Origin of the sequence: Rhizobium sp. AG855, from assembly GCF_003610655.1 — a bacterium.
Classification (GTDB): Bacteria; Pseudomonadota; Alphaproteobacteria; order Rhizobiales; family Rhizobiaceae; genus Allorhizobium; species Allorhizobium wuzhouense.
Genome location: NZ_RAQG01000003.1, coordinates 2,404,143 through 2,427,038, shown reverse-complemented (window position 1 = coordinate 2,427,038; position 22,896 = coordinate 2,404,143). Strand labels below are relative to the sequence as shown.

The 22,896-nt window shown below is 63.7% G+C and carries 30 protein-coding genes; 19 read left to right on the top strand and 11 right to left on the bottom strand.

The features are described from left to right. Window positions 1–126 precede the first annotated feature (126 nt). From DFO46_RS12000 to DFO46_RS11970, 7 genes are all read left to right on the top strand, one after another. Window positions 127–1,746 carry a Na+/H+ antiporter subunit D gene (locus DFO46_RS12000; protein WP_120277444.1) on the top strand — a complete coding sequence of 540 codons (1,620 nt, stop codon included), beginning with the start codon at window positions 127–129 and terminating at the stop codon, window positions 1,744–1,746. Continuing rightward, entirely contained in the window at window positions 1,743–2,219 is a 477-nt protein-coding gene (locus tag DFO46_RS11995) for a Na+/H+ antiporter subunit E (RefSeq protein ID WP_120277443.1), read from the top strand. The genes DFO46_RS12000 and DFO46_RS11995 overlap by 4 nt, the downstream gene beginning before the upstream one ends. After that, on the top strand, window positions 2,216–2,623 hold the full coding sequence (locus DFO46_RS11990; RefSeq protein ID WP_110789407.1) for a cation:proton antiporter: 408 nt from the start codon (window positions 2,216–2,218) through the stop codon (window positions 2,621–2,623). The genes DFO46_RS11995 and DFO46_RS11990 overlap by 4 nt, the downstream gene beginning before the upstream one ends. Beyond that, window positions 2,620–2,958, top strand: coding sequence for a monovalent cation/H(+) antiporter subunit G (gene mnhG / locus DFO46_RS11985; RefSeq protein WP_110789406.1), 339 nt, complete (start codon window positions 2,620–2,622; stop codon window positions 2,956–2,958). Before DFO46_RS11990 ends, mnhG begins: the two co-directional genes overlap by 4 nt. Before the next feature lie 413 nt (window positions 2,959–3,371). Further along, complete coding sequence (locus DFO46_RS11980) at window positions 3,372–3,800, top strand: MucR family transcriptional regulator (protein WP_110789405.1); 429 nt, start codon at window positions 3,372–3,374, stop codon at window positions 3,798–3,800. A gap of 196 nt (window positions 3,801–3,996) precedes the next feature. Beyond that, window positions 3,997–4,503 carry a helix-turn-helix domain-containing protein gene (locus tag DFO46_RS11975; RefSeq protein ID WP_245422562.1) on the top strand — a complete coding sequence of 169 codons (507 nt, stop codon included), beginning with the start codon at window positions 3,997–3,999 and terminating at the stop codon, window positions 4,501–4,503. After that, window positions 4,500–5,378 (top strand): DUF6456 domain-containing protein, encoded by an 879-nt coding sequence (locus DFO46_RS11970; RefSeq protein WP_245422561.1) that lies wholly within the window; start codon window positions 4,500–4,502, stop codon window positions 5,376–5,378. The genes DFO46_RS11975 and DFO46_RS11970 overlap by 4 nt, the downstream gene beginning before the upstream one ends. 34 nt (window positions 5,379–5,412) lie before the next feature. Here the strand turns inward: DFO46_RS11970 and DFO46_RS11965 are convergent, their stop codons facing one another. The 4 genes from DFO46_RS11965 to DFO46_RS11950 all read right to left on the bottom strand — a co-directional run bounded on the left by DFO46_RS11965 (window position 5,413) and on the right by DFO46_RS11950 (window position 7,308). Then, window positions 5,413–5,829, bottom strand: coding sequence for a SufE family protein (locus DFO46_RS11965; RefSeq protein ID WP_120277442.1), 417 nt, complete (start codon window positions 5,827–5,829; stop codon window positions 5,413–5,415). Between the two features lie 119 nt (window positions 5,830–5,948). Then, a complete protein-coding gene (locus tag DFO46_RS11960; protein ID WP_120277441.1) occupies window positions 5,949–6,281 on the bottom strand; it encodes a type II toxin-antitoxin system RelE/ParE family toxin in 333 nt (110 codons plus the stop codon). Then, window positions 6,278–6,538 (bottom strand): ribbon-helix-helix protein, CopG family, encoded by a 261-nt coding sequence (locus tag DFO46_RS11955; RefSeq protein WP_120277440.1) that lies wholly within the window; start codon window positions 6,536–6,538, stop codon window positions 6,278–6,280. Before DFO46_RS11955 ends, DFO46_RS11960 begins: the two co-directional genes overlap by 4 nt. A gap of 278 nt (window positions 6,539–6,816) precedes the next feature. Then, window positions 6,817–7,308, bottom strand: coding sequence for a DUF5330 domain-containing protein (locus DFO46_RS11950; protein WP_110789399.1), 492 nt, complete (start codon window positions 7,306–7,308; stop codon window positions 6,817–6,819). 494 nt (window positions 7,309–7,802) lie between these two features. Here DFO46_RS11950 and DFO46_RS11945 point away from each other — a divergent pair, with 494 nt between their 5' ends. From DFO46_RS11945 to DFO46_RS11920, 6 genes are all read left to right on the top strand, one after another. After that, a complete protein-coding gene (locus DFO46_RS11945; RefSeq protein WP_245422560.1) occupies window positions 7,803–9,311 on the top strand; it encodes a HAMP domain-containing sensor histidine kinase in 1,509 nt (502 codons plus the stop codon). Beyond that, window positions 9,283–10,341, top strand: coding sequence for a peptidoglycan-binding domain-containing protein (locus DFO46_RS11940; RefSeq protein WP_120277438.1), 1,059 nt, complete (start codon window positions 9,283–9,285; stop codon window positions 10,339–10,341). The genes DFO46_RS11945 and DFO46_RS11940 overlap by 29 nt, the downstream gene beginning before the upstream one ends. Before the next feature lie 108 nt (window positions 10,342–10,449). Beyond that, the gene (locus DFO46_RS11935; RefSeq protein ID WP_245422559.1) at window positions 10,450–11,952 is read left to right on the top strand and encodes a methyl-accepting chemotaxis protein; all 1,503 of its coding nucleotides are present in this window, start codon (window positions 10,450–10,452) and stop codon (window positions 11,950–11,952) included. A 42-nt stretch (window positions 11,953–11,994) separates the two neighbouring features. Beyond that, the gene (locus DFO46_RS11930) at window positions 11,995–12,285 is read left to right on the top strand and encodes a type II toxin-antitoxin system RelE/ParE family toxin (protein ID WP_120277437.1); all 291 of its coding nucleotides are present in this window, start codon (window positions 11,995–11,997) and stop codon (window positions 12,283–12,285) included. Window positions 12,286–12,399: 114 nt separating this feature from the next. Next, window positions 12,400–12,729 (top strand): HigA family addiction module antitoxin, encoded by a 330-nt coding sequence (locus DFO46_RS11925; RefSeq protein ID WP_120277436.1) that lies wholly within the window; start codon window positions 12,400–12,402, stop codon window positions 12,727–12,729. A 98-nt stretch (window positions 12,730–12,827) separates the two neighbouring features. Then, window positions 12,828–13,181 (top strand): DUF1491 family protein, encoded by a 354-nt coding sequence (locus DFO46_RS11920; protein ID WP_120277435.1) that lies wholly within the window; start codon window positions 12,828–12,830, stop codon window positions 13,179–13,181. Between the two features lie 140 nt (window positions 13,182–13,321). Here DFO46_RS11920 and DFO46_RS11915 read toward each other — a convergent pair whose 3' ends face one another. Further along, window positions 13,322–14,395: a DUF2336 domain-containing protein gene (locus DFO46_RS11915; protein ID WP_120278235.1), complete on the bottom strand. Its 1,074-nt coding sequence runs from the start codon at window positions 14,393–14,395 to the stop codon at window positions 13,322–13,324. A gap of 391 nt (window positions 14,396–14,786) precedes the next feature. On the opposite strand from DFO46_RS11915, the gene DFO46_RS11910 reads away from it, so the two are divergent. Together DFO46_RS11910 and DFO46_RS11905 are read left to right on the top strand one after the other, a co-directional pair. Continuing rightward, entirely contained in the window at window positions 14,787–15,002 is a 216-nt protein-coding gene (locus tag DFO46_RS11910) for a hypothetical protein (protein WP_147412760.1), read from the top strand. 279 nt (window positions 15,003–15,281) lie between these two features. Continuing rightward, entirely contained in the window at window positions 15,282–16,235 is a 954-nt protein-coding gene (locus DFO46_RS11905) for an HD-GYP domain-containing protein (RefSeq protein WP_120277433.1), read from the top strand. Window positions 16,236–16,299: 64 nt separating this feature from the next. Here DFO46_RS11905 and DFO46_RS11900 read toward each other — a convergent pair whose 3' ends face one another. The 5 genes from DFO46_RS11900 to DFO46_RS11880 all read right to left on the bottom strand — a co-directional run bounded on the left by DFO46_RS11900 (window position 16,300) and on the right by DFO46_RS11880 (window position 19,016). Continuing rightward, window positions 16,300–16,851, bottom strand: a complete 552-nt coding sequence (locus tag DFO46_RS11900) for a DUF1254 domain-containing protein (RefSeq protein ID WP_120277432.1) — start codon at window positions 16,849–16,851, stop codon at window positions 16,300–16,302. Further along, window positions 16,848–17,432: a DUF1214 domain-containing protein gene (locus DFO46_RS11895; RefSeq protein WP_120277431.1), complete on the bottom strand. Its 585-nt coding sequence runs from the start codon at window positions 17,430–17,432 to the stop codon at window positions 16,848–16,850. The genes DFO46_RS11900 and DFO46_RS11895 overlap by 4 nt, the downstream gene beginning before the upstream one ends. A gap of 187 nt (window positions 17,433–17,619) precedes the next feature. Continuing rightward, window positions 17,620–17,943 (bottom strand): DNA-binding transcriptional regulator, encoded by a 324-nt coding sequence (locus DFO46_RS11890; protein WP_120277430.1) that lies wholly within the window; start codon window positions 17,941–17,943, stop codon window positions 17,620–17,622. Then, window positions 17,933–18,292, bottom strand: a complete 360-nt coding sequence (locus DFO46_RS11885) for a type II toxin-antitoxin system RelE/ParE family toxin (RefSeq protein ID WP_120277429.1) — start codon at window positions 18,290–18,292, stop codon at window positions 17,933–17,935. The genes DFO46_RS11890 and DFO46_RS11885 overlap by 11 nt, the downstream gene beginning before the upstream one ends. 244 nt (window positions 18,293–18,536) lie before the next feature. Continuing rightward, a complete protein-coding gene (locus tag DFO46_RS11880) occupies window positions 18,537–19,016 on the bottom strand; it encodes a DUF3833 family protein (RefSeq protein ID WP_183041884.1) in 480 nt (159 codons plus the stop codon). A gap of 151 nt (window positions 19,017–19,167) precedes the next feature. Between DFO46_RS11880 and DFO46_RS11875 the strand changes: the two genes are divergently transcribed. The 3 genes from DFO46_RS11875 (at window position 19,168) to DFO46_RS11865 (ending at window position 21,228) form a co-directional block, all read left to right on the top strand. Then, a complete protein-coding gene (locus tag DFO46_RS11875; RefSeq protein ID WP_120277427.1) occupies window positions 19,168–20,061 on the top strand; it encodes an NAD(P)-dependent oxidoreductase in 894 nt (297 codons plus the stop codon). Window positions 20,062–20,211: 150 nt separating this feature from the next. Beyond that, window positions 20,212–20,733: a hypothetical protein gene (locus DFO46_RS11870; protein ID WP_120277426.1), complete on the top strand. Its 522-nt coding sequence runs from the start codon at window positions 20,212–20,214 to the stop codon at window positions 20,731–20,733. Between the two features lie 240 nt (window positions 20,734–20,973). Continuing rightward, window positions 20,974–21,228, top strand: a complete 255-nt coding sequence (locus DFO46_RS11865; RefSeq protein ID WP_110789383.1) for a hypothetical protein — start codon at window positions 20,974–20,976, stop codon at window positions 21,226–21,228. A 4-nt stretch (window positions 21,229–21,232) separates the two neighbouring features. Here DFO46_RS11865 and DFO46_RS11860 read toward each other — a convergent pair whose 3' ends face one another. Continuing rightward, window positions 21,233–21,907: a permease gene (locus DFO46_RS11860; protein WP_245422558.1), complete on the bottom strand. Its 675-nt coding sequence runs from the start codon at window positions 21,905–21,907 to the stop codon at window positions 21,233–21,235. 410 nt (window positions 21,908–22,317) lie between these two features. On the opposite strand from DFO46_RS11860, the gene DFO46_RS11855 reads away from it, so the two are divergent. Then, complete coding sequence (locus tag DFO46_RS11855; RefSeq protein ID WP_120277425.1) at window positions 22,318–22,809, top strand: histidine kinase; 492 nt, start codon at window positions 22,318–22,320, stop codon at window positions 22,807–22,809. The last annotated feature ends 87 nt before the right edge of the window (window positions 22,810–22,896 follow it).

Here is a 22,896-nt window from a genome sequence, read left to right as displayed (position 1 = left end):
CGCCGACGCCTGCCGCACCCCGCTCTCCCCCCTTGTGGGGGAGATGCCCGGCAGGGCAGAGGGGGGTACCCCTCACGCCATCACCACCCGCATTCCGCCCACCGCATACCATGGAGGTCCCGCCTGATGGCCACGCCCGCCACCACCGTCGACCTCACCGCCGCCCTCGTCACCGCCCCGGTGGAGGCAGCCCAATGGCTGGCGATCCTGCCGATCGGCCTCTGCCTTGCCTTCGGCGCCGTGCTGATGATGATCCGCCACCGCACCGACTGGCATGGCCCGATCGCGCTTGTCGGCCTCGCACTCCTCGTCCTCGTTGATGTGCTGCTTCTGGCACGCGTGCTGAGTGACGGCCCGCTCACCATGATGATGGGCCGCTGGCGCCCGCCCTTCGGCATCGCCATCACGGTCGATCTGACCGGCGCGCTTCTGGCGCTCGCCGCCGCCATCGTCGCCTTTGCCTCGGCGCTTTACGCCCGCGTCGATGTCTCGACCAGCGGCCGTCGCTACGGTTTCTATCCGCTCTTGATGGTGCTGATGGCCGGCGTCTCCGGCGCCTTCCTGACCGGTGACCTGTTCAACCTCTATGTCTGGTTCGAGGTCCTGCTGATCTCCTCCTTCGGCCTCCTGATCCTCGGCTCGGAACGCCAGCAGATCGATGGCGCCTTGAAATATGCGGTCCTCAACCTGATCGCGACGACCCTCTTCCTGATCGCCACCGCCTATCTCTATGCCATCTTCGGCACACTCAACATGGCCGACATCGCAGTCAAGGCGCCGGGGCTTTCCGGCACCGCGCCGCTGATGACGCTGTCTGCCCTCTTCGTGTTTGCCTTCTCGATGAAGGCTGCCGCCTTCCCGGTCAATTTCTGGCTGCCCGCCTCCTATCACACGCCCCGCGTCGTGGTGCAGGCGCTGTTTGCCGGCCTGCTCACCAAGGTCGGCGTCTACGCGCTTCTGCGCGTCATGGTCATGCTTCTGCCGATCGAGCGGGAGGCCCTGAGCTTTGCCATCGCCGTGATGGCAGCCCTCACCATGATCCTCGGTGCCATGGGAGCCTTGGCGCAGAACGATATTCGCCGCTTCCTCGGCTTCATCGTCGTCGCCGGCATCGGCAACATGCTGGCCGGTGTCGCGATCGGCGGCGCGGTCGCGGTGGGGGCCGCGATCTTCTATGCGCTCCACTCCATCCTGCTGATGACGGCGCTTTATCTCGTCTCCGGCGAGATGGGCCGGCTGACCGGCACGTTCCGCCTCGATCGCCTCGGCGGTCTCTGGGCTGCGGCGCCCGTCTTTGCCGCGCTGTCGCTCGCCCTCTTCTTTGCCGCGAGCGGCCTGCCGCCCTTTTCCGGCTTCTGGCCCAAGGCGATCCTGGTCAAGGCCGCCCTCGACATCGGCGCCTGGTGGCTGGCGGCAAGCGTGCTCCTCTCCGGTTTCCTCACCACCATCGCCTTCGGCCGCCTCTTCCTCTTCGCCTTCTGGCGTCCGGCACCGGAGGCGGCAGGCAGCGCGCCCGCCATGCCCGCCATGCCCGGGGGCGCACCACCGGTGTCCATGCCGTCCCTGTCGCTCGCCCGCACGGAAAACCGCTGGCGGCTTGCGCCCATCGTGCTGCTCTCGGCTTTCATCGTCGGCTTCGGCCTCTTCCCCGAACGCCTGATCCTCGCCACCCAGCAGGCGGCCGGTGATCTCGCCGATCCCACCGCCTATATCCGCTCCGTCTTCCCCGAAGGAGGTGTCCGGTGACCGCGACCGCAATCGCCGTTGTGATGGCCGTCGTCTGGGCCATCGTCTCGGGCAGCTTTTCGCTGCACAATCTCCTCTTCGGCTTCGCCCTGTCGCTTTTGACGCTCTGGCTGCTGCGCGGCCACCGTCCCGGCTCTGGCGGCACCAGCCGCACGCTGCGCATCCTCTCGCTGTTGCGGCTCTTCCTCGTCGAGTTGGCAAAATCCGCCTGGCGGGTCGCGACCATGGCCCTCCAGCCGAAACTCGCGCTGCATCCGGGCATCTTTGCCTATCCGCTGCAGGTCAAGGGCGATTTCCAGATCAGCCTGCTCGCCAACCTGATCACGCTGACGCCGGGCACGCTTTCGGTCGACGTCTCCGAGGACCGGGGCACGCTGTTCATCCATGCCGTCGACTGCACCGACCTCGAAGCCGCGCGCCGCGACATTGCCGACGGCTTCGAGAAGAAGATCATGGAGGCCTTTCCAGAATGACGCCGGAACTGATCGTCGATACCGCCGGGCAGTTTGCGCTCGCCGTGCTGGTCCTCGCAACGCTGCTCACCGTCTGGCGCGCCGTGGTCGGCCCGACCCTGCCGGACCGTGTCGTGGCTCTCGACATGCTGGTCGGCATCGTCATCGGCCTGATTGCCGTCTTCGCGCTTCGAACGGGCTACACGCTTTATGTCGACATCGCGATTGCGCTCGGTCTCGTCGGTTTCCTCGCCACGGTCGCCTTCGCCCGCTTCATCCTTGCCCGCGGCACCACGCGTGAACGGCCGGGGCAGGGGGCGTCCGGCCCGCAGCCGGCGGCCGTGTCCAGGGCTGCGAAGGCGAATGCAAAACCGTCGGCCGGCAAACCGGCCAAATCCGCCGCCGGCAAGGGAGGCAAGGCATGACAGAACCGCTTCAACTCGCTCTGGCGCTAGCCGTCGCAGCCCTGATGGTGATCGGCGCGCTCTTCTCGCTCGTCGCCGCGATCGGCCTCTTGCGTTTTCCCGATGTCTACACCCGCATGCATGCCGCCTCGAAGGCCGGCACGGTCGGCTCCGGCCTGCTGCTTCTTGCCGTCGGCATTCATTCCGGTGATCTCTCAACCTTCGGCCGGGCCGCAGCCGGCATCGTCTTCTTCGTGCTCACCGCGCCGATCGCCGCCCATCTCCTCGCACGCGCCGCCCATAAGGCGGGATACAGATTGTCTGATGTATCGGTGCGTGACGATATGAGTAAATAGGCAGCAACGGATGATCAGAAGTTACGTCAATTCGAACTTTGCAATCTGAGCTTTCCGTCAGCTCGGAATGATGAACTAAAGTGGAATAGAACGGCTTTGCACCCGTTACATTTGATAGAAATAGCGGGTGGACATTTGGCCGTGGAGTGATAATCCAATGTCCAGTGAGCTGATCTGCTGTTAATCACGCTCCATCATCGCATTTTCGGCTTGTCTATTATAGTGAGACAAGTATTTTTAGGAAAATGCGGTGATGTTGAATAGGGCTTCCCAGAGGGAAGCGAGGGCGGATCTGTCATAAGTGGGGGTGGTCTGTGCAGTGTACCTGTTCTGGTTGGGGCCGGCAGGTGCAGAGTTGATTTTTTTGCCACGTGCATCGGCGGACGCACGTGATCCTTGAATAGGAGAATGACATGAGTGAAGTACAACAGGGCCCTGGACAGCAGTTGCTGGTTGAACTGACGGCAGACATCGTCTCTGCCTATGTGAGCAACCACGTCGTGCCGGTCACCGACCTCACCAACTTGATTGCCGATATCCATCTGGCCCTCAGCAACACGTCCTCGCCCACCCCGGCGCCGGTTGTGGTCGAAAAGCCCAAGCCCCCGGTTCCGATCCGCAAGTCGATCGAGGACGACTACCTGATCTGCCTGGAAGACGGCCAGAAGTTCAAGTCGCTGAAGCGCCACCTGATGACCCATTACAACATGACTCCGGAAGAATACCGCGAGAAGTGGGGCCTGCCGGCCGATTATCCGATGGTCGCTCCCGCTTATGCCGAAGCGCGCTCGCGCCTCGCCAAGGAAATGGGCCTCGGCCAGCGCCGCAAGCGCGGCAAGTAAGTCATCCGGCAAACGCCGTTGACCAGAGATCGGCCGGGCCCCCAGGGTCCGGCCTTTTTTGTCGGGTCGAAAAGGAAAATATTCCCTTCATTGCGGTGGCGTCGAGCCGGGGTGAAATCAGCCCTCAATTTGTGGGGTTTATTTCGATGGAATCTCTGTTACCAATATAGGAAGAAAATCCTATTTGGAGATCGCCATGCAGATCGAGCATCCGACGTCACCCCCCTTCAGCCTCCGGCCGGTCTCGTCCTACGATCTGGCGACTGGCCCCGAGCCGGATCAGGGCGGGGAAGGCCGGGCCTCGCAGCCTGAGACGGCCGAGGGTGACCATGCGGCGGCGGACGAGGGCGATCCCGCGATCGACCCCTTCGACCGCCCGCTGACCCCGGAGCGCCGGCTGCTCTGCATGATCGTGCGCCAGCTCACCCATGAGCTGCTGCAGGCCGTCGGCCTCGACAGCGACAGCGGCGGCCGTCGCCGCGCCGCCGGCCATGTCCGCCAGGTGGCGATGTATGTCTGTCACGTCGCCTATTCCATGCCGATGGGCGAGGTGGCGCAGGCCTTCGGCCGCGACCGCTCCACCGTCGGCCATGCCTGCCGCATCGTCGAGGATCGCCGGGATGACGCCGCCTATGACGGCTTCGTCACCATTGTCGAGCGCATGGCAAGCGCCGTCTATCTGCTGGCAGGACGCCGCCCATGACCCGCAACACCGATCCCGCATCCGGGCCTCAGCCCGTAAGCCGCCCTCTCACCGCCGCCATGCCGCCGGCCCGCCAAACGCCGCTCTCCGCCCCGCTCGACAGCGCTGTCGGGCGCCATGCCCACAAACGCATCCGCATGCTCCTGCGCCGCGCCCTGGATGGTCCGATCTTGCTGACCTCCGAGCCGTGTTCCGCCATCGTCCAATCCGACCCGCAACTGCTCGACCGTCTGGTTGCCGAAGGTCTGCTGACGCGCGCGCACGGCCATCTCCATGCAACGCCGGAGACGGCCGCCTATCTCAGGCGCGCCCTGTGCGACCAGGCCGGTGATCCCTTTGCCGATCAGCACCGCACGCTGGAACCGCAGACGCTGGTGACGCCGGATGGCCGCCAGCCGGTCCGCCGCAACCTGGCGGAATCCCCGCTTTTCCCGCTGTTGCGGCTGAAGGAGAAGGATGGCCGGCCTTTCCTCACCGAAGACGCCGTCGCGGCCGGTGACCGGCTGGCACGCGATTTCGACCACGGCAATCTGCAGCCCCGCATCACCGCCAGCTGGCAGCCGCGCCTATCGAGCAAAGTGAAGGGGGCCGCTCCCGCCGGCCCGGATCTCGCCAACAGCCGCATCGCGGCCCGCACCCGCGTCAACAGGGCCATCGAGGCGATGGGGCCTGAACTGGCAGGCGTCGCCCTCGACATCTGCTGCTTCGGCAAGGGCCTGGAAACGGTCGAGCGCGAACGCCAATGGCCGGCCCGCTCCGCCAAGCTGATGCTGCGCGCCGCCCTCCTGGCGCTTGCCCGCCACTACACCCCGCCACCCCCGAAACCCCGCACCCGCCACTGGGCCGACGAGGGCTTTCGGCCGGAGATCGGGTGAGGGCAGGCCTCTCTCGGTGAACCGGAGGTGCGGATTAAACCAGCTTCCGCGCCGCCTCTTCGCGAATGCGTTGGATCATCGAACGCAAGCCATTGGCGCGCTGCGCCGTCAGGTGTTCGATAAGCCCGATCTGCTTGAAGAGCTCGAGCGCGTCGAAGGCGACGACTTCCGATGCCTTTTTGCCGGAATAGGCCGCAAGCACGATGGCGACCAGCCCGCGCACGATAAACGCATCGCTGTCGCCGCGAAACGTCATGACCGGATCGGCGCCGTCACCGGCCGAGACCGAGAGCCACACCTGGCTCGCGCAGCCCTGCACCTTGTTCTCAGTGGTCTTCTGGTCGTCCGGCAGGTCGGGCAGTGCCTTGCCAAGTTCGATGACATACCGCATCCGGTCCTCCCAGTCGTCGAGAAAGCCGAAGTCGTCGATCATCGCTGCAAGTGTGGTCATTCGCGCACCCGTTTGTTCCGTCCGCCCCATATAGGCCAGCCGGGCTGCAAAATGAACCGCCTGGGATGATGAATGCAGAAAGGAATGTTGCTGGCGAAATGTGGGAGGTGCTGAGGTCGTCACTCGTCAACTGGAAAATCCGGTTCCTCGCCATCGAGCACGAGGGTCTGCATTCTGCCATGGCGGATCGTCACGATCTCTAGCCCCGGACCGGCTCCAGATCCGACAAGGCGATAGTCAATCAGGTAATCTCCGACGACAAGAGTGCGTGTGCCGGGTATCCGAAGTCCGTGCAGCCTGTTGCCCGCTTCGGGAAAATCCTGAAGCAGCAGCCGTGCTTTCTTCATGGACTGCGCAAAGGCCTTTGCGGCGGCCGGACTTCGATCTCTGAGATAGGCGCTCTCGCGTCGGATGTAATCGGCCGCCCTGGGGGAGAGCCGGATGGAGATCATGCGACCTTGCCGGCTATGATGCGATCCATCTCGGCAAGAACGTCATCGAAGTCCTCGTGCTGTCCCGCATCCAGCTGCGCACCCCCTTCGATGGCCTCAAGAATATCGGCACCTTCCTGCAGCAGATAACCACGCAAGGCTCTGAGGATGATATGGCTTCGCGAACGCTCGGTCGCCCCGGCGATCGTGTCGATATCCGCCAGTATCTCCGTCGGGATCTGCAGTGTCACGGATTCGCTCTGCTTCGCCGGAGCCATGGGTCTTCCTCACTTGACGTTATGGATCATGAGCCAATTCCTTGCCTTTCTCAAGGCAGATGGCTCGCGAGCACCCCAGCCGAAAAAAAAAGGCCGCGAGACAAAATCTCGCGGCCCGGCATATGCCGATAGGTGACAGTTTAGGGACAGGCAGACAGGCATCCCGGACCCACCAATGCGGGGAGGGATGCAAGGAGAAGGGGCGGCGGGCGCCCCTGAAATCTTCGTAAGTCAGGCCGGATCGTCTCTTCGGAGGTACCCGGCTTGGATCTCTCCGCTCAAGGCTTGGGCGGCGTGTAGGGTTTCGGCAGGTTCTTCGGACGGGCGCTCGGAACCACCGTTCCGGTCACGATCGCTTCCGCCTGGGCCGCATTGACCGGCGTGGCGGCAAGAGCCGGAGCGGCGTCCGCCTCCTCGACTTCGGGCTTCACGATCTCGACAGTGCCCTTCTTCGGCAGCGGCACGTCTGCAGCCAGTTTGGCCGATCCGTCATCGGTAAACTGCTTGTCGAGCAGCTGATAGGCGACAAGCGCCCCTTCGCGGGCCCGCTGGCCAAGCGCCTGGAAGGTCTGCTTGCCCTTTTCGCAGACATCCGGCTTCTCGATGCAGAGCGAGCTCATATAGGCATAGGCGTCGGTCGCGGCCGCAAAGGCGTCGCCGATCTCGAAGGTCGGACCGCCCGCAGCCTCTTCCCGCGGCGGGCTGCCGAGGTAAGACAGCGCCACGAGCGCCACCGAACAATAGAAAGTTCCCTTGATCAGAAACCACATGGTGTCACCGATATCCCTGTTGCCGGTCGTTGCCGGACTGCGTCGGGTTTGTCCCGAACTCGTGATCTCGACCCTAGGTTTGATTCGCGAAAATCGCTTTTCGAAAACCGCGGGCTTTCGAGGCGAATTTGATTAAAATTCGAACGATCGCCGGTTGTTTGCCCTTTCCCGTCAAAGTTTAGCCTTCGCCGTTAAGCATAACTGTGGCAGAGCCTCGACAATCCACCGCTTTTCGACGGCACGCCGCGCCGCAAGTCTTAACGGTGTTGCGAAAAGTAGAATGATTTCAGCAATTACGCTCCGTTAACCATAAATTTGAAAGCATGGCACACCTGTCTCGTTTCGGGTCGGATCGGCCCCTGCGACGGCATTCCGGGGCTTAGCCTTATCTATTCCTTAAGCGCGTCCGGCCTATGGTCGGCCGGTGAAATGAGATGAACCCATCGCGGATTTCTGGCGTGGTTGTATTGCGTAAAATGTCGGATGCTTGGACGATGGCGATGGACGCTGCGCTGACGCACGTCTTGTCCAGCGAGGCCGGTGCGCGGGTCGCCGATGCCGCCGAACTCCGCATTCTGCGCCGTCTGACCGCCGGTTTCCTCGCCGGCCTCCTGCTCCTGCCGGCCGGCCTCTCCGCTCTGATCGGCGCGGCTGCCGGTCTCCCGATCGGCGTCTCGCTCGCCGTCAGCCTTTATCTGATCACGGCGGTTGCACTCGTGGCCGGCACCCGTTTCGGCGCCCGCCTCGCCAGCCGTGCGGCCGATCCGCAGGCCGACAACACCGTTGATCCCTGGGATTATTGCCCCGGCCTCTTCCTGACGCTCGACACCACCGGCGTGGTGCGTGGCTCGGGGGGGCGCGACCGCGACATGTTCCTCTCCTTCCTGCGCGAGCCTTTGTCGCGCCCCTTCGTCGAACAGGTCCATGTCTCCGATCGCATCGCCTTTGCCCGCGCGCTGGATGATCTGCGCCTCGGGGCCGATGTCGTCGTCATCGATGTCAGGCTTGATCGCCCCGTGCTCGGCCTCGATCAGACCCAGTTTCTCAATGTCCGCCTCGACATGACCGCCATGCGCAACGCCGCAGGCGAACTCGTTGCCGTGCGCGCCCAGATGCTGGATATCGAAGGCGAGATGAAGATGCGCGATGCCGTGCGCGTCAAGGAGCATGAGGCGCATGCCGCCCACGAGCTGAAGAGCCGTTTCCTCGCCGCCGTCAGCCACGAGATGCGCACGCCGCTCAACGCCATTCTCGGTTTCTCCGACATCCTCGCCGGCGAATATTTCGGCAAGCTCGAAAACGACCGCCAGCGCGAATATGTCCAGCTGATCCGCCAGTCGGGCGCCCATCTCCTGTCTGTCGTCAACACCATGCTCGACATGTCCAAGATCGAGGCCGGCCGCTACGAGCTGATGATGGAGAGCTTTGACGCTGCCGAGACGCTCATCGAATGCGAGCGCATGCTCTCGCTGCAGGCAACCGCCAAGGGCGTCAAGCTCTCGAGCCGCTTGCCGCGCGGTCTCGGCGAAATCACCGCCGACAGCCGCGCGCTGCGCCAGATCGTCATCAACCTGATCGGCAATGCCATCAAGTTCACCGATGCCGGTGGCGCGGTCACCCTGGATGCAGCAAGGCGCGGTTCGGACTTCGTCGTCTCGATCAGCGATACCGGCGTCGGCATCGCCCCGGAGAAGATCGCGCTCCTCGGCCGGCCCTTCACCCAGATCCAGGATGACCTCAATCGCAATCATGAAGGCTCTGGCCTGGGGCTATCCTTGGTCAAGGGCTTGACTGCGCTGCACGGCGGCACCTTTATGATCGAGAGCCGCAAGGGCGAGGGGACAGTCGTGACCATCACCCTGCCGGCCGATGGCTCCGGCGTCCTGAACGCCGACGAGGACAACATGGTCGAATTCCCGCCGCGCCTGTCGCAGACGGTTTCGACAGACAAGGAAAGCGGGAAAGCAGCGCGGCATGACCAAGCGGAAGCGAAAATCGCCTGAGAAGAGAAAGCCGGCGCTCCGTGCGCTGTCGCTGCTTCTTGGCTGCGGCACCGCGCTCGCGCGGCTGGCCGGGCGCTATCCGCGTTCGGTGTCCGGTGTCACGCTGTTTTCGCTGATCTTCGGAACGGTTGCCGCCAATGCCCTGTGGTACCAGCCCGGCCAGCATCCGTCGCCCTTCCTGCGCACCCGTGATGCCTCCGATTTCACTGCCCTGGCCGGCATGCCGAAGAGCCCGCTTCTGAAGGCTCACGATCCCGATACCGTCACCACCTTCAAGATCGAGCGGGAAGGGGAGGGCGCGGCCGAGGCCGACGCTGCTGCTGCGCCCGCTGACGCATCCGCATCGCCCCGGCCGGTGGCGACGAATGCCCCGCCGCCGGGCGCGCCCAAGGCGGGCCTACCGGCCGCCCAGCTGCCGGCCGCCGCCAGTGAAACCGCCGCCCTGATCCGCCAGGTCCAGGCCGAGCTTCTGCGCCGTGGCCTCTACCAGGGTGAACCCGATGGAGTCGTCGGCCCGCGCACGGAAACGGCCATTGCCGTCTTCCAGAAGACCGTCGGCATGCCCGCGGATGGCCTTGTCAGCCCCGAACTGATCGCCGCTCTCGCGCTCGACCGCAACGTCACCGCCGCTGTGCCCGCCCAGCGTCCGGCGCCGGAGATCTCCGGCCCGGCCGAGGATCCCGTCGCCGCCGCGATCCGCAGCGCGGAAACCCGCTTCGTCACGGCGCCGCGCCGCCCGGTGACCGCCCCCGGCAAGGTCTCGGCGCCGGCCACTCTGCCGCCGCAGGACGTGAAACCTGCCATCGATCAGCCGACGCCTGTGCAGCAGGCGAGCTTCGATCCCGGCCTCGTCATGGAAATCCAGCGTGGCCTGTCCAACATGGCCTACAAGGACGTGACCATCGACGGCGTTCCGGGCGAACAGACCCGTGCCGCCATCCGCCGCTTCGAGCGCCATTACCAGCTGCCCGAGACCGGCGAACCCAGCGCCGCCGTGCTCAAGAAGCTGAGGTCCATCGGCGCTCTCTAATGCGCGCGGCCTTAAGCCTTTCGTCTAAGTGAAATGTAAGGTTGTCGACGGCAAGAACTCGTTAAGCATAAGGCCGGCATACTCCTTCGATTGGAGGAGGGCCTGTCCATGAGTGCCGCGATGTCTGCAGCGACCGATTTTGCCGTGGATCGAGACCCCCTGGCCGGGGAGGGGGATGCCCCTGCGCCCGAAGCCGCGGCTGACCAGCGCCCGGATGCAAACGCCGATGCGGCCAGGCTGCGCGGCATCGTCGAGCGGCTGGCAAACGAAGCCTCGACCCTCGGCGTCGATCTCGTCGATATCGCCGGTGCCATCCAGGATGTCGCCGCCGTGTCCAAGCGCCATGCCGGCACCTTCGACCAGATCACCCGCACCGCCCTTTCGATTGCCGAAACCAATCGCGATGTCGCAGCCTCCCTGCGCGCGACCGACGAGACCGCCGGCGAGGCCCGCCGCATGCTCTCCGACAGCGCGACGCGCCTCCAAGGGGCCGTTGGCAAGATCGACACCATGGTCGAGGCGTCAGAGGAAATCGGCACCGAGATCGGCAGCTTCTCCCGCTCGCTCGCGGAAGTCGACAAGGTCGCCGAGGAGATCGGCACCATCGCCCGCCAGACCAATCTCCTGGCGCTGAACGCCGCGATCGAGGCGGCCCGCGCCGGCGAGGCCGGCAAGGGGTTTGCCGTCGTCGCAGCCGAAGTGCGGGCACTCGCGCTCCAGACCTCCCAGGCGACCGGCGCCATCCAGCAGACGCTGAACGAAATCCGCCAGAAGATCATAAGGCTGACCGAAGCCGGTCGTGGCGCCACCGACAGCGCCCGCGACGTGCGCGAAACCTCCCAGGCGATGAACGCCTCCTTCGGCGCCATGGAAGGCGTCATCACCCGCATCCTCGACGGCTCCTCGACGATCTCGGCCACCACCGACCGCGTCGACCGTCAATGTTCGGAATTCGTCGCCACGCTCGACACCATGGCCGGCGAAGTCCGCCAGTCCGACCAGCATCTGCAACAGACGGCCGGCCGCATTGACAAGGTCGTCGCCCTCTCGGAAACGCTGATCCAGCTCACCGCCAGCGCCGGCATCGAGACTTCCGACAGCCGCTGGATCGACACCGCCGTTACGGTCGCAGCCCAGATCTCCGAGACCTTCCAGCGCGCCGTGGATACGGGCCGCATCCGCATGGCCGATCTCTTCGACCGCAATTATCGCCCGATCCCAGGCACCGACCCGGTGCAGATGCTGACCGCCTTTACCGACTTCACCGACCAGGTCCTGCCGGCGATCCAGGAGCCGGTGACCCAGCTCTCCGACCGCATCGGCTTCTGCGCCGCGATCGACGACAACGGCTATCTGCCGACCCACAACAAGAAATTCGCCCAGGCCCAGCGCCCCGGCGACACCGTCTGGAACACCGCCAACTGCCGCAACCGCCGCATCTTCAACGATCGCGTCGGCCTCGCCGCCGGCCGCTCGCAAGCCCCCTTCCTCGTCCAGACCTACCGCCGCGACATGGGCGGCGGCCAGTTCGTCCTGATGAAGGACATCTCCGCCCCGATCACTGTCGGGGGGCGGCACTGGGGCGGGTTGAGGCTGGCCGTGAAGGTGTAAAGCGTCACTTGACGCTATGCAGCCTCTCGCCTATCTTTTGGCATGAAGATCAGGTCGGTGTTGCACAGGGGATTGCGACGTTTGATCGAGGCGGATGATGCGTCCGGCCTACAACCGGCTGTTGTTCCGAAACTGCGCCGTATGCTGTCCTTTCTGCAGGACATGCAGCGTGAAGAGGAGTTGCAGTCGGTCCCGAGTTGGAAGGCGCATCGGCTGACCGGAGACCGCAAAGGCACCTGGAGCCTGTTCGTCACCAAGAACTGGCGATTGACCTTTCGCATCGACAGAGACGCAATCGAGATCGTCGATCTTGACTATGAGGACTTTCACTAGAGCGATTTCAGCAAAATTGCGCAGCGGTTTTGCGTCCGGAATTGTGAGAAAACAAAGAGATAGAGCATTGAACGCGGGATGGTTTTCGCCGGATATGCTCCAGGAGTTTTGGGCATGAACATCGACGCCGGATACCGCATGAAGTCGCCGGTCCACCCGGGCGATTTCATCCGCCACGAGATCATTGAGCCCCTCGACCTCTCCGTCACCGGCGCAGCGGCAGCCCTTGGCGTGACACGGGCTGCCCTCTCGGCATTGCTCAACCAACGGGCCAGTCTCTCGCCCGAGATGGCGCTGCGTCTGGAAAAGGCCTTCGGTGTCTCCATGGATACGCTGATGCGCATGCAGAACAGCTATGACATCGCCGCGATGCGCCAGAGAGCGGAGAGTATCGACGTAAAGCCTTATGGCGGCATTCCTGCCGATCATGGCGCCGGGCAGTAGGCTACTGGCGTCCGGCATGCTGACCTGTGAGCACTACTCGCAGTAGAACCCTCACCCAAGCCCTTCCCCTCCCACCCCGCATCCCCTACAACGCCCCGATGCGCATCCGCTCCGATATCTTCGTCTCCGCTCTCACCCGCCGCGTCTTCAACGACGGCGGTTATGCGGCGGTTGTGATCAAAGGCTCGGATGCCGCCGGTGCCATCTTTGTGCTCCAGCGCTTTCGCGACGGTCTGGAAACGCTGTATGGCCCGGCACCCCAGGCCTTCATCCAGGCCGAGGACCGGGACGACCGGCTGTTCGAGGCAAGGCTGGCGCGTGTCGAGGCGGAGGCCGTCGAGGCGCTGATCGCGCGCGAGGCCAAATTCGACAGCGATCTATGGCTGGTGGAGATCGAGGTGGAACGGATCGGGGATTATCTGGAATTGGCGGCCCCTTCGCCCTCCCTTTGAAGGGCAGGGTCGGACCAAAGGTCAGGGATGGGGTAATCCACCCCCACCACGCGGCAAGGCCCCTGAGCCTGCGGCCGACCGCCGACTGCCTCTACTGCCTACTGCCTAATGGCTACTGCCTAATCCTGCTGCCCCACAGCCTACCGCTTGCGGGCCCTCAGCACCTGCCGGGCATGCTCGTCGCCGACAGGCTTGCGCGACCCCGCCACCCGCGCCGTTTTTGCCAGGCCCTCGGCCTCGCGCTCCGTCGCCGGCCCATCCATGTCGCCGAACGTATACCGGTCTGCCCGCAGCCAGCTGTCGATGCGGGCCTCTGCGGCATCCGGATCGATCGAGGCGATGAGGCTTTCGGCCCGGCTTTCGCCCGCCTCGTTGCGCGCGAGATGCGGATAGATGTGTTCGAGGATGAAGACGCTGTCGGCGTCGGCCATGGCGACACCGGCAAGCGTCGTCGCCAGCTGCCGCCCGGAAATGTCGAGCAGAATGCGTTCGGCCAGCCATCGGCTGGAGCTGAGCAGGTCCGAGAGCGTCGTCGCAAAGGCCCCGCCGTCGCGTGCCCGGGCAAACCGAACGAGGAGAGCGGTCTGCACCGCCCCGATCTGCCGCCGGCCGAGCCGGTCATCGGCGGCCGGCGTCTGCTGATAGGCGAGCCGCTTGATGGTCTGGCGCAGCGCCTCTTCGCGCGACGTTCTCGCCGCTGCCGCGGCATCGGCCTCGGCCGCCACCGCCTCGGCGTCGACATTGGCCGCACCCGGCAGGTCCGTCATCGTCAGGTCCAGCATGATCCGCTCGAAGTTCGATGCGGTCGATGAAAGCTGCGGTACGACGCGTTCCGTCTGGGCCGGCCGTTCCGGTCGCGGCGGAAGCGCGTGGCGCAGGCCGACAAGCGCATCGATCACCGTTGGCGAAAGCTTCTCGCGCTTGACGATGGCGCGCGCATGGTCGGCCCCTTGCGTGCGGGCGATCATGATCAGCATGTCGTCGGACAGTGCCGGGGAGGAGGCGAGGAACGTCGCGGCAATCGCGATCGGCTGGCTGGCAATGAAGGCCGCCACCGCAAGCGGCAGATTGGGGCTTTGCGACAGGGCCGCCACAGCATCCCGCCGCGCTTCCGGCGAGGAATTCGCATAGAGCGGCTGGAAGAGCTCGGCAAATTGTCGGAGTTCGGATTTGCCGGGATAGGAGAGCGCCTGGAAACTCGTGACGGTGGCCATCAGAACGACATCCTTGTTCCGCGCGCCGGCCGGCCTTTCAAGCTCCCTGAACTGTTCGCTCACGACTAAAGCACTCCAACGCAATACAGATGCGTGTCACTTTAGAACGAATTTGTTAGCAAGCTGTTAACTAACCTATGGCTTCTTGTGGCCGAACGGATGGCTAAAGCGTGGCGATTCGTTACAAGTATAAGATATTAGGCATATGCGTGGCCCGGTTTCGCGGGCGGATCCGCGAACGGGACAGGCGTCGGAGAAAGGCGCAGATGACCCCGGGCCGTGGCGAAAACCAGGCGACATGACCCGGAATGTGCCGGCCCGCTCGAAAGCGGGGCAGGGTGAGATCCTCTCTTCATCCCTCTCGATCTTTTTTGATGAAAAGGAGACGAGCATGGCAGACATCATCAGGATCAAGGACCGGCAGGATGCGGCGCGGCGCGCCCGCGCACCGCTGAAGGCCGAGACCGGCGGCACCAAGGCCGAAATCCTCTTCTTCACCGGCATCCGCCACGAACGGCTGGACACCCAGGCCATCTGGCCGCGCGTCGAACTGCCCACCCTCCCGGCATTGCCCACGCCGCAAGGCACCGACCTCAGACCCTTTTGAAACGGGGCTGAGCGAGCCTCCCAGTTTGGCTCTGCCCTGCAGCTCGACCCTGCCAAACCGTCCGGGTCCTTGCGACTGGACGGGTGCCCGGCGCGCCATGGTGCCGCCCCCAGGCCCATTCCGGACAGAAGAATTGTGCCGGATCGACAGGTCCTGTTTGTATTTTAGAATATTTACCTGCCTTCAATAATTCTCGTAAAATATAATGATAATCGAAACTGAAGCCTCTCTGCGTCTCGCGGCAGAAAGGTGGGATACCGCGGAGCGCCGTTTCTATCCATGCTCGTCAAGCTGACCAAGGACCGCATCCGCAAGGGCATGTTCATCGAAAGCGTCGCCTGCCCGAGCGGGGAGTTCGCCAAGCGCCGCTTCATTCTGACCAGCGACCGTGATCTGGCCGCCATTGCCAAGAGTTCGGCAAGCGACGTGCTGATCAATGTCGCGCTGGGTCTGGATGCCGAGGGCCGCATGCCTGAGGCGCGCCCGTCCCGGCGCCGTACAGCCCCGAATTCGGCTGCGGACGCACAGGCCGCCGAGATCCAGAAGGTGCGCAACGATCTCGACCAGTCCCGCCAGGCGCTGAAGACGCGGCTGACCGATATGGTCGCCGGTGGCGCTCTCGATCTGGATGATCTCTCGGCTGTCGCCGACAGCAATGCGCGAACCTGGAAGGACAGCGCTGTCATCGCGCTCGAAGTCACCCGGCTGAAAAGCAAGGATGAAACCACCTATGTGCATTCGCTGGCCGTCAGCGGCATGATGACCCTTCTGGGCAATGCGCTCAATGTCGATGAGGAAATGGTCGGCGTGCTCGGCGTCGCGGGCATGCTGCACGATATCGGCAAGCTGCTGATCCCCAACGAGATCCTGACCAAGCCGGGCGAACTGACCCGTGCGGAGCGCGAGGTGATCCGCAGCCATCCGGAGGTCGGCTACCAGTTGCTGAAAACCTATCCCGGCATTCCGCCGATGGTGCTCGATATCTGTCGCCTGCACCACGAGGCGCTGGATGGATCGGGCTATCCGCTGGGGCTCAAGCAGGAAGCGCTCAACCTGCCGGTGCGGCTGAGCACCGTCTGCGATGTCTTCGAGGCGCTGACGTCGATCCGTCCCTACAAGCGTCCCTGGACCTCCAAGGAGGCCCTGCACTGGATGTTTGCCCGTCCGCATCTCTTCGATCGCAAGATGGTCATCCGCCTCGGCAGCGTGCTGGTCGACGGCCCGATCAACTGACGGGGCCTGATGTCGTCTTCCCGCCGCGTGAGATGTTCACGGAGACCGGGAATGCGGCCGCCGCTCAGCGCCCGGTAAAGGGCAGGCACTCGGCATCCTTGAGGAAAGCCTGCGCCTCCGGCCAGGCGCTCTCCTGCGCTGCCAGCGCCCTCAGCACCACATAACCTGCGGTGCCCCGATGTTCGACGAGAATGGTCTCGGCCAGCGCTGCAATCGGCGTCTTGCGCAATTGCGCCACCTGCACCGGCGTTGCCACCAGCATGTCGAGATCGCCGGCAACGGAGGTGCGGTCATTCATCGAATAGACCTCGTTGCCGTCCTGGTCGAAGATGCCGACCGACCAGAAATCGACGCCGTCACCGGCCGCCACCAGCGACAGCGGCTGGCGGGTGATGTCGAAATGGCAGACCGCCACCTTGAGGAAGGGGTCGAGACCGGCCAGCCCCGTTTTGTCGGGCCGGCTGCCGAGCGCATGGAAGACGAAGGGCGGCCCCTCCTGCGTCACCCGCGTATAGGCGTCCTGGCCGGTGAAATGCGGCACGCCGAGAATGATGATGATATGCAGGAGAACCGCGCCGAAAATCCCGGTGACGAGGGCGTAGAGAAACTGTCTCATTGGCCGCATCCCGTCTGCTCGACCACGGGCATTTCCAGCCCCGAGAGGCCAGTGGAGGCGGCAGCCGGCGTATCGAGCAGCGTCAGCACCAGCTGGAACCCGCCCGTATCGGGCAAAGCCAGCCAGTTGCCGGCCTTGGCGGTGCGGGAAATGGCGATCTCGAAGGTTCCGTCGCGCTGGCGCAGGATCCGCTGCGAATTCTTCGCGACTGGCAGGTCCGGCCCGGCAACCAGCGGCACACCGGAGCTGTCGGCCGCATAAAGCGTCCACAGCCGCGCCACCGGCGTTCGGCCGTAAAGCCGGTAGGAACAGGTTCCGGTCAGCGAAAGCCCCTTGGAATCGCGCAGCGCCGTGAACTGCAGGCCCTCCGCCGAGCCATAGAGCAACCGGCCGGCTTTCGCCCGATGCGCCTTGGCGTAAGGGTCGGCATCGACGGTCTGCGCGGCGGGAAACGCCCGCCACCCGGACACCTCGATCGCCCCGAACCCGACCGACGCCGAAAGCATCGACTGCGCCGACAGGATCGCCCCGCCAAAGGCAGTGACAAGCGCGATCGCGACGAGGAGGGGAACACGAAACAAGGGTGGCAGGACCTTCAGAACGGGCGGCTGCGCCGCGCGGATGATGAGGTCGAACGGGTATCACTGATTCGGGGGTGAGGGAAGTTTGGGGGCGGGTGAAGGGGGACCGGGAGTGACCGCGACGCTGTAAACCAGTTCAGGCTGTCCGGCGCGACCGATCAGGTTGACCTTTGCCTGCCCGCCATCCTCACCCCAAAACCCCGATCCCATGCTTCTCCACCACCGCCAGCAGCTTCAAGGCCGGTCCGCTGGGACGCTTCGCCCCGGTCTCCCATTTCTGCACGGTTGATGTGCTGGTGTTGAGATGGCGGGCGAAAACGGGCTGGCTCATCTGGTGGCTTTCCCGCAGCGCCTTGATGGCGGCGGGCGACATGGGCTGCGGGGTGGAAAGACAGGTTTCGTCGAAATACCGCACGGTCTGCTTGTCGACCGTGCCCGCCCGAACCATGTCGGCGACCGCACTGTGGATCGCCTCGAAGGCGTCGGATTTGAACTGTGTGTCATGCGTCATCGTGAATCTCCGTCAATGCGCCGCTCGCCAATTCGACCTCGATGTCTCGCTCTGTTTTTCGCCTGTAGAGCGCGGCCAATGCGCGGAAGGCCCGCAATTCGTCATCATCGATGTTCGCTCTGTCCTGCTTGGCATAGAGATAGGTAAACACCCAGAAGCGATCGGCTTTTGCAATCAGAATGGCCCGATGACGATTGCCATTCAGGCGTTTCTTGTAAACGCCGCCACCCAGGTCATCGCCTTGCCCAAGCACGACCTGCTTCACAGCCTCGCGCAGAGCGCGATCCGAAATGCCTTCCTTTCGGGCCGCCCGCATGAACCAGGTCGTCTTGAAGAGACGGTAGACCATCGCAAATATAGCACCTAGTGCTATCTTTTCCAAGTGTGGCTTTGGATGTGAGGTTGTTTCGCGCCATAGTTGCGCAAGGTCAGCCCTGATGCAATCCCTCGCCATTGACTCCCGCAAGGGGGGAGACGTCCGAGACGGCAACCGTTTGGCTCCCCCCTCTCCATGGCTGCGGAGAGAGCGCAGGGTAAGCGCTGTTCATGCGGAACGATTCCGAAGCTAACCCGTAGAACGACGCCCCCCCCCTTCACCCCACCCGCTCGTAAAACGCCTCCAGCGTGGCCACCTCCACGCCGAGTTTGGTCAGCGAGGCATGCACGCTCATATGCTTCTCGTCATGCAGGATGAACCAGTCGTCGAAGCCGAAGCGGGTCTTCGAGCCATCGGCCTGCGGCACGTCCCGCGCATACTGCCAGCGGAAGGCCGAGCCCGCCTGCTCGCCCTCGGCCACGCCGTCGATCAGCGTTTCGCGCCCTTCGTAGCGGTTGGCGCCGCGCTTCAGGATCGTCCAGGTCAGCGTGTCAGAGTGGCCGTCATCGAAGAAATAATCCTCCGTCAGTGACAGCACCTGGGCAGACGCGTCGAAGCGGCCGCGCGCATCGATGGTGAAGCGGTTCTGGAAACCGCCGAGCCGTCCGATCGTCACGCCCCATCCCCGCAATGTCCCGGAAAAGAACGCTTCCAGGACGAAGCCGGGCTCTCTGTCTGCAAAATCGTCGAGTTTCAAGGCGTCTCTCCTCGGTTCGGTGTGCCGGGAGAAACACGGGTGACATGACTTGGGTTCCTTTGGCGCCGTCGCGGCGCATCTTCCCCCCTTACGCTTTGCCCGCCACCGCGCTATCTGGTCATCCGACAACCCAATTTCGAGGAGGAAACCCATGGGCAAGCGCATCGTGTTCACCGGCGGCAGCGGCAAGGCGGGGCGCCATGTCGTGCCCTATCTCTTGGGGCAGGGCCACAAGGTGCTGAACGTCGACCAGACCGTGCTCGATCATCCCGGCGTGCACACGCTCCTGACCGACGTCACCGATCCCGGCGAGGTGTTCAACGCGCTCTCCTGCCATTTCAGCTATGACGGTTACGAGGAAGGCGGCGGCCCGAAGAAGGTCGATGCGGTCGTGCATTTCGCCGCCGTCCCCCGCATCCTGATGAAGCCCGACAACGCCACCTTCGCCGCCAACACGATCTCGACCTACAATGTCATCGAGGCCGCCGCGAAACTCGGCATCAGGAAGGTGATCATCGCCTCGTCGGAAACCACCTATGGCGTCTGCTTCGCCGAAGGGAATAAGGACTATCACCAGTTCCCCCTCACCGAAGACTACGACACCGACCCGATGGACAGTTACGGCCTGTCCAAGGTCGTCAACGAAAAGACGGCGCGCGCCTTTGCCATGCGCTACGGCATCGACGTCTATGCGCTGCGCATCGGCAACGTGATCTCGCCGGAAGATTACGCCGCTTTCCCCGGTTATCTTGCCGATCCGCCATGCCGCAAGCGCAATGCCTGGTCTTATATCGACGCCCGCGATCTCGGCCAGATCGTCGATCTCTGCGTCAAGAAGGATGGCCTCGGCTTCCAGGTCTTCAACGCCGTCAACGACACGATCACGGCCACCATTCCGACCCGCGAGTTCCTGGCGAAATACGCCCCGAACACGCCGATCACGGGTGATCTCGATGGCTTTGCAGCACCGCTTTCCAATGCCAAGATTCGCGAGGTCCTCGGCTTCAAGGAAGAGCACGACTGGCGCAAATACGTAAAGGTCTGATGCAGCGCCGAAAGGGCAGGGCATCCCCCGACCTTTCACATCGAGCTCACACCTTTGTCAGCTTCCAGATCCCCGCCTTTTCGGAACACCGCCGGACGAGCGGGGGTTAACCCCTTGTATGAACGACTGAAACTTACAAGGGAGACAGACATGGCCCAGGCACGCCGACTGGAATTGCGCCTTCTCGACGCGGAGGAAAAGGAACTGGTGGAGGCCTCACGCCATCCGCAACTGGCGGATTGCCCCGACACCGAGCTCACGGCCTTGCAGCGCAATCTGCGCAACCGCCGTGACCGGGCGCGCGACATCGCCAGCCGCCAGCGCCGCGAAATGCGCGGCAAGGTCGCCCCGTCGGGCGCCAGGCCCGCCGCCGACAATGCCGGCAGCCGCGAAAAATTCGCAGCCCTCTCCGCCGCCCTGCAGCGGGTCAATGCCGAGGTCGCCCGCCGCAAGCGCCTGTCGGCCCGCGCCGAGCTCAGGGACAATGCCGAAAAGGCGCTCTCCCTGCGTCGCGCCGCAAAGCGCCCCGTGCGCCCGACCTCGCGCCGCGCGAAGAAGGGCATGCGGTCGGTTCCCAACGAGCGCGGTCCCGACCTCGTCAACCCGATGGAGGTTGGCCGCGTCTCGCAATTCGTCAAGGACGGCCAGGCGCGTCGGGACAACCGCAGCTGAGGTAAAAAAGCGGGCCGCAGATTGCCGGCCCGCGTCCTCTCTTTCCGCAAAATCTTGCGCAGACCCCATTATCCGGCCGTTTTCCACACCGCCGTGGGCCTCTCCCACGAAAAGTCACAGCCTGTGCCTTTTCTTCCATCCTATTATGCGCAAAAACGAAAGAAACCCCTGGATGTATACGGGGGGGAAGGGCGGCCCGCCGCATCGGGCCTGATCAGCCAGCGCATCCGGGGAGGGAGCATGGCGCAGCAGAAACGCTTTGCCATCGCCAATGTCGCCGAGACCGCGATTGAGGGACATCGTTTCGTGTCCTTCGATGTCGCGATGCACGGCCACCTGATTTCGACCATCGACGCGCCGCTCCTCAGCGGCCGTATCCTCTGGTCCCATGCGGCGTTCCATGGCTTCGGCGATTTCGACAGCGCCGAACAGCATCTGATCGACCACCAGGTCGGTCATGCGTTGTCTCCGGCCCGCCCGCCAAGAGGGCATTGAGCCCTCAGCTCTTCCAGTGCTGCAAACCCCAGCCCACGGCCAGCGCCACGCACAGCGCTGCAACGAGTGCGATCAGAAAGGCGATGGCAAACAGGCCGACCGCCCGCAGCGTGCCGATCGTCAGGTCGAGCCGGAACCACCGCACCTGCGCCTGGCCGTACCAGATGACGGCGACAACCAGCGTCGCGATCCCGGTATATACGCCGCCGCCACCGGGCATGATCAGGAGATCCATGGCAAGCCCGAGCAGGAAGACGAAGGGTGCGGCCACGTAACACTGGCTGAAGAAGGGCGGGCGCAAGGCGTTGCGCGTCACCTTGACCCGCTTCGACACCAGAAGCGTCACGGCCATGGCGAGCGGAAAGATGCCGAAGATCACCCCCCGCGCAATCAGCAGATTGGTGTCCGAGGCCGCAAGTTCGGCCTCTGCCGTCGCCTCCGCCGCCGTGCGCGGGATCAGGGTCGAGACCCCTTGCGCGATCAACAGCGTGATCAGCAGGAAGAGCGGCGGGCTGATCACATCGTCATACTGGTCCTCGATCCGGTCGGCGAGTTCCAGATCGGCGTATCGCATCATCGACAGCGGCGAGACCACGGCCCGCCACAGCGTCAGCGGATAGAAGACCAGCCAGGATACCAGCTCATAGAGCAGTTCCTCCAGCGATTTCAAAACCTTCATGAAATCCATCTGGGTTCGCCCTTTCTTGCCGCTCAGCCGATGACGATGCCAGCCTGGCGAACGCCACGCAAGCCACATGCGCCAAACGTCGCCCCACGCCTTCCGGACGGCGTGATCTTTCCCGCGACGTCAGCCTCTCTTCACCGTCGAAAAATCGCAGTGCATGGCCAGGCTTTCTTGGCTTTTAAAGTCTTGGTTGCGGTCTAAACTCTATGCGCCCGGAAGTTTAAGAAGCAAAAGCGATCCCTTCCTCCCATAAACCGTCATATCGAGGCCCCGCACCAGAAATAGTCTGCATTCGCGGCGACGTTCAACAGGTCTCTATTTACGGGGTCTGGTCGGCATGAATATATCGAAGCCGCTGCAAATCGCTCGCATCGCGATTTGACAAGACCTTCGAAAGGACAGCCATGAAAAAACTGCTGATAGCCTCCGTTTTCGCACTCTCTGTTCCGTTCGGCGCATCTGCTGCTGAACTGAACTTCCCCAGCGACGCGCCCGTTGCGTCGATCACCATTCCCGACACCTGGGGACCGCAGGAAACCGAAACCGGCATTGACGCCACATCCGAAGACGGGGCTGTCTACTTCTCCATCGATGTTGCTGACGCAGCGTCGTCTGACAAGACAACCGAGATTGCCATCGACTTCCTGACAAAGAATGGCGTCAAGATCGACCCCGCCACGCTGAAGGAATCGCCCGAGACCGATATCAACGGTTTCAAGATTTCCTCCCTTGATTACCAGGGCACAGACGAGAGTGGTCCGGTGGACGTATCGATTGGCTTCGCGGCAGCCGGTGAGAAGGTTTTGATTTTCACCTATTGGGGTTCGAAGGAAACCCAGGCGGCGCACGAGAAGGAACTCGGCGAAATGCTGGCATCCCTGAAGCCGGCGAAATGAGACTGAAATTCGGGCGCTGACGTGCCCCTTGGCTACCTGTAAACCCGTCGACGTGTCGGCGGGTTTTTCTCTGCGGTGACGTCGAAC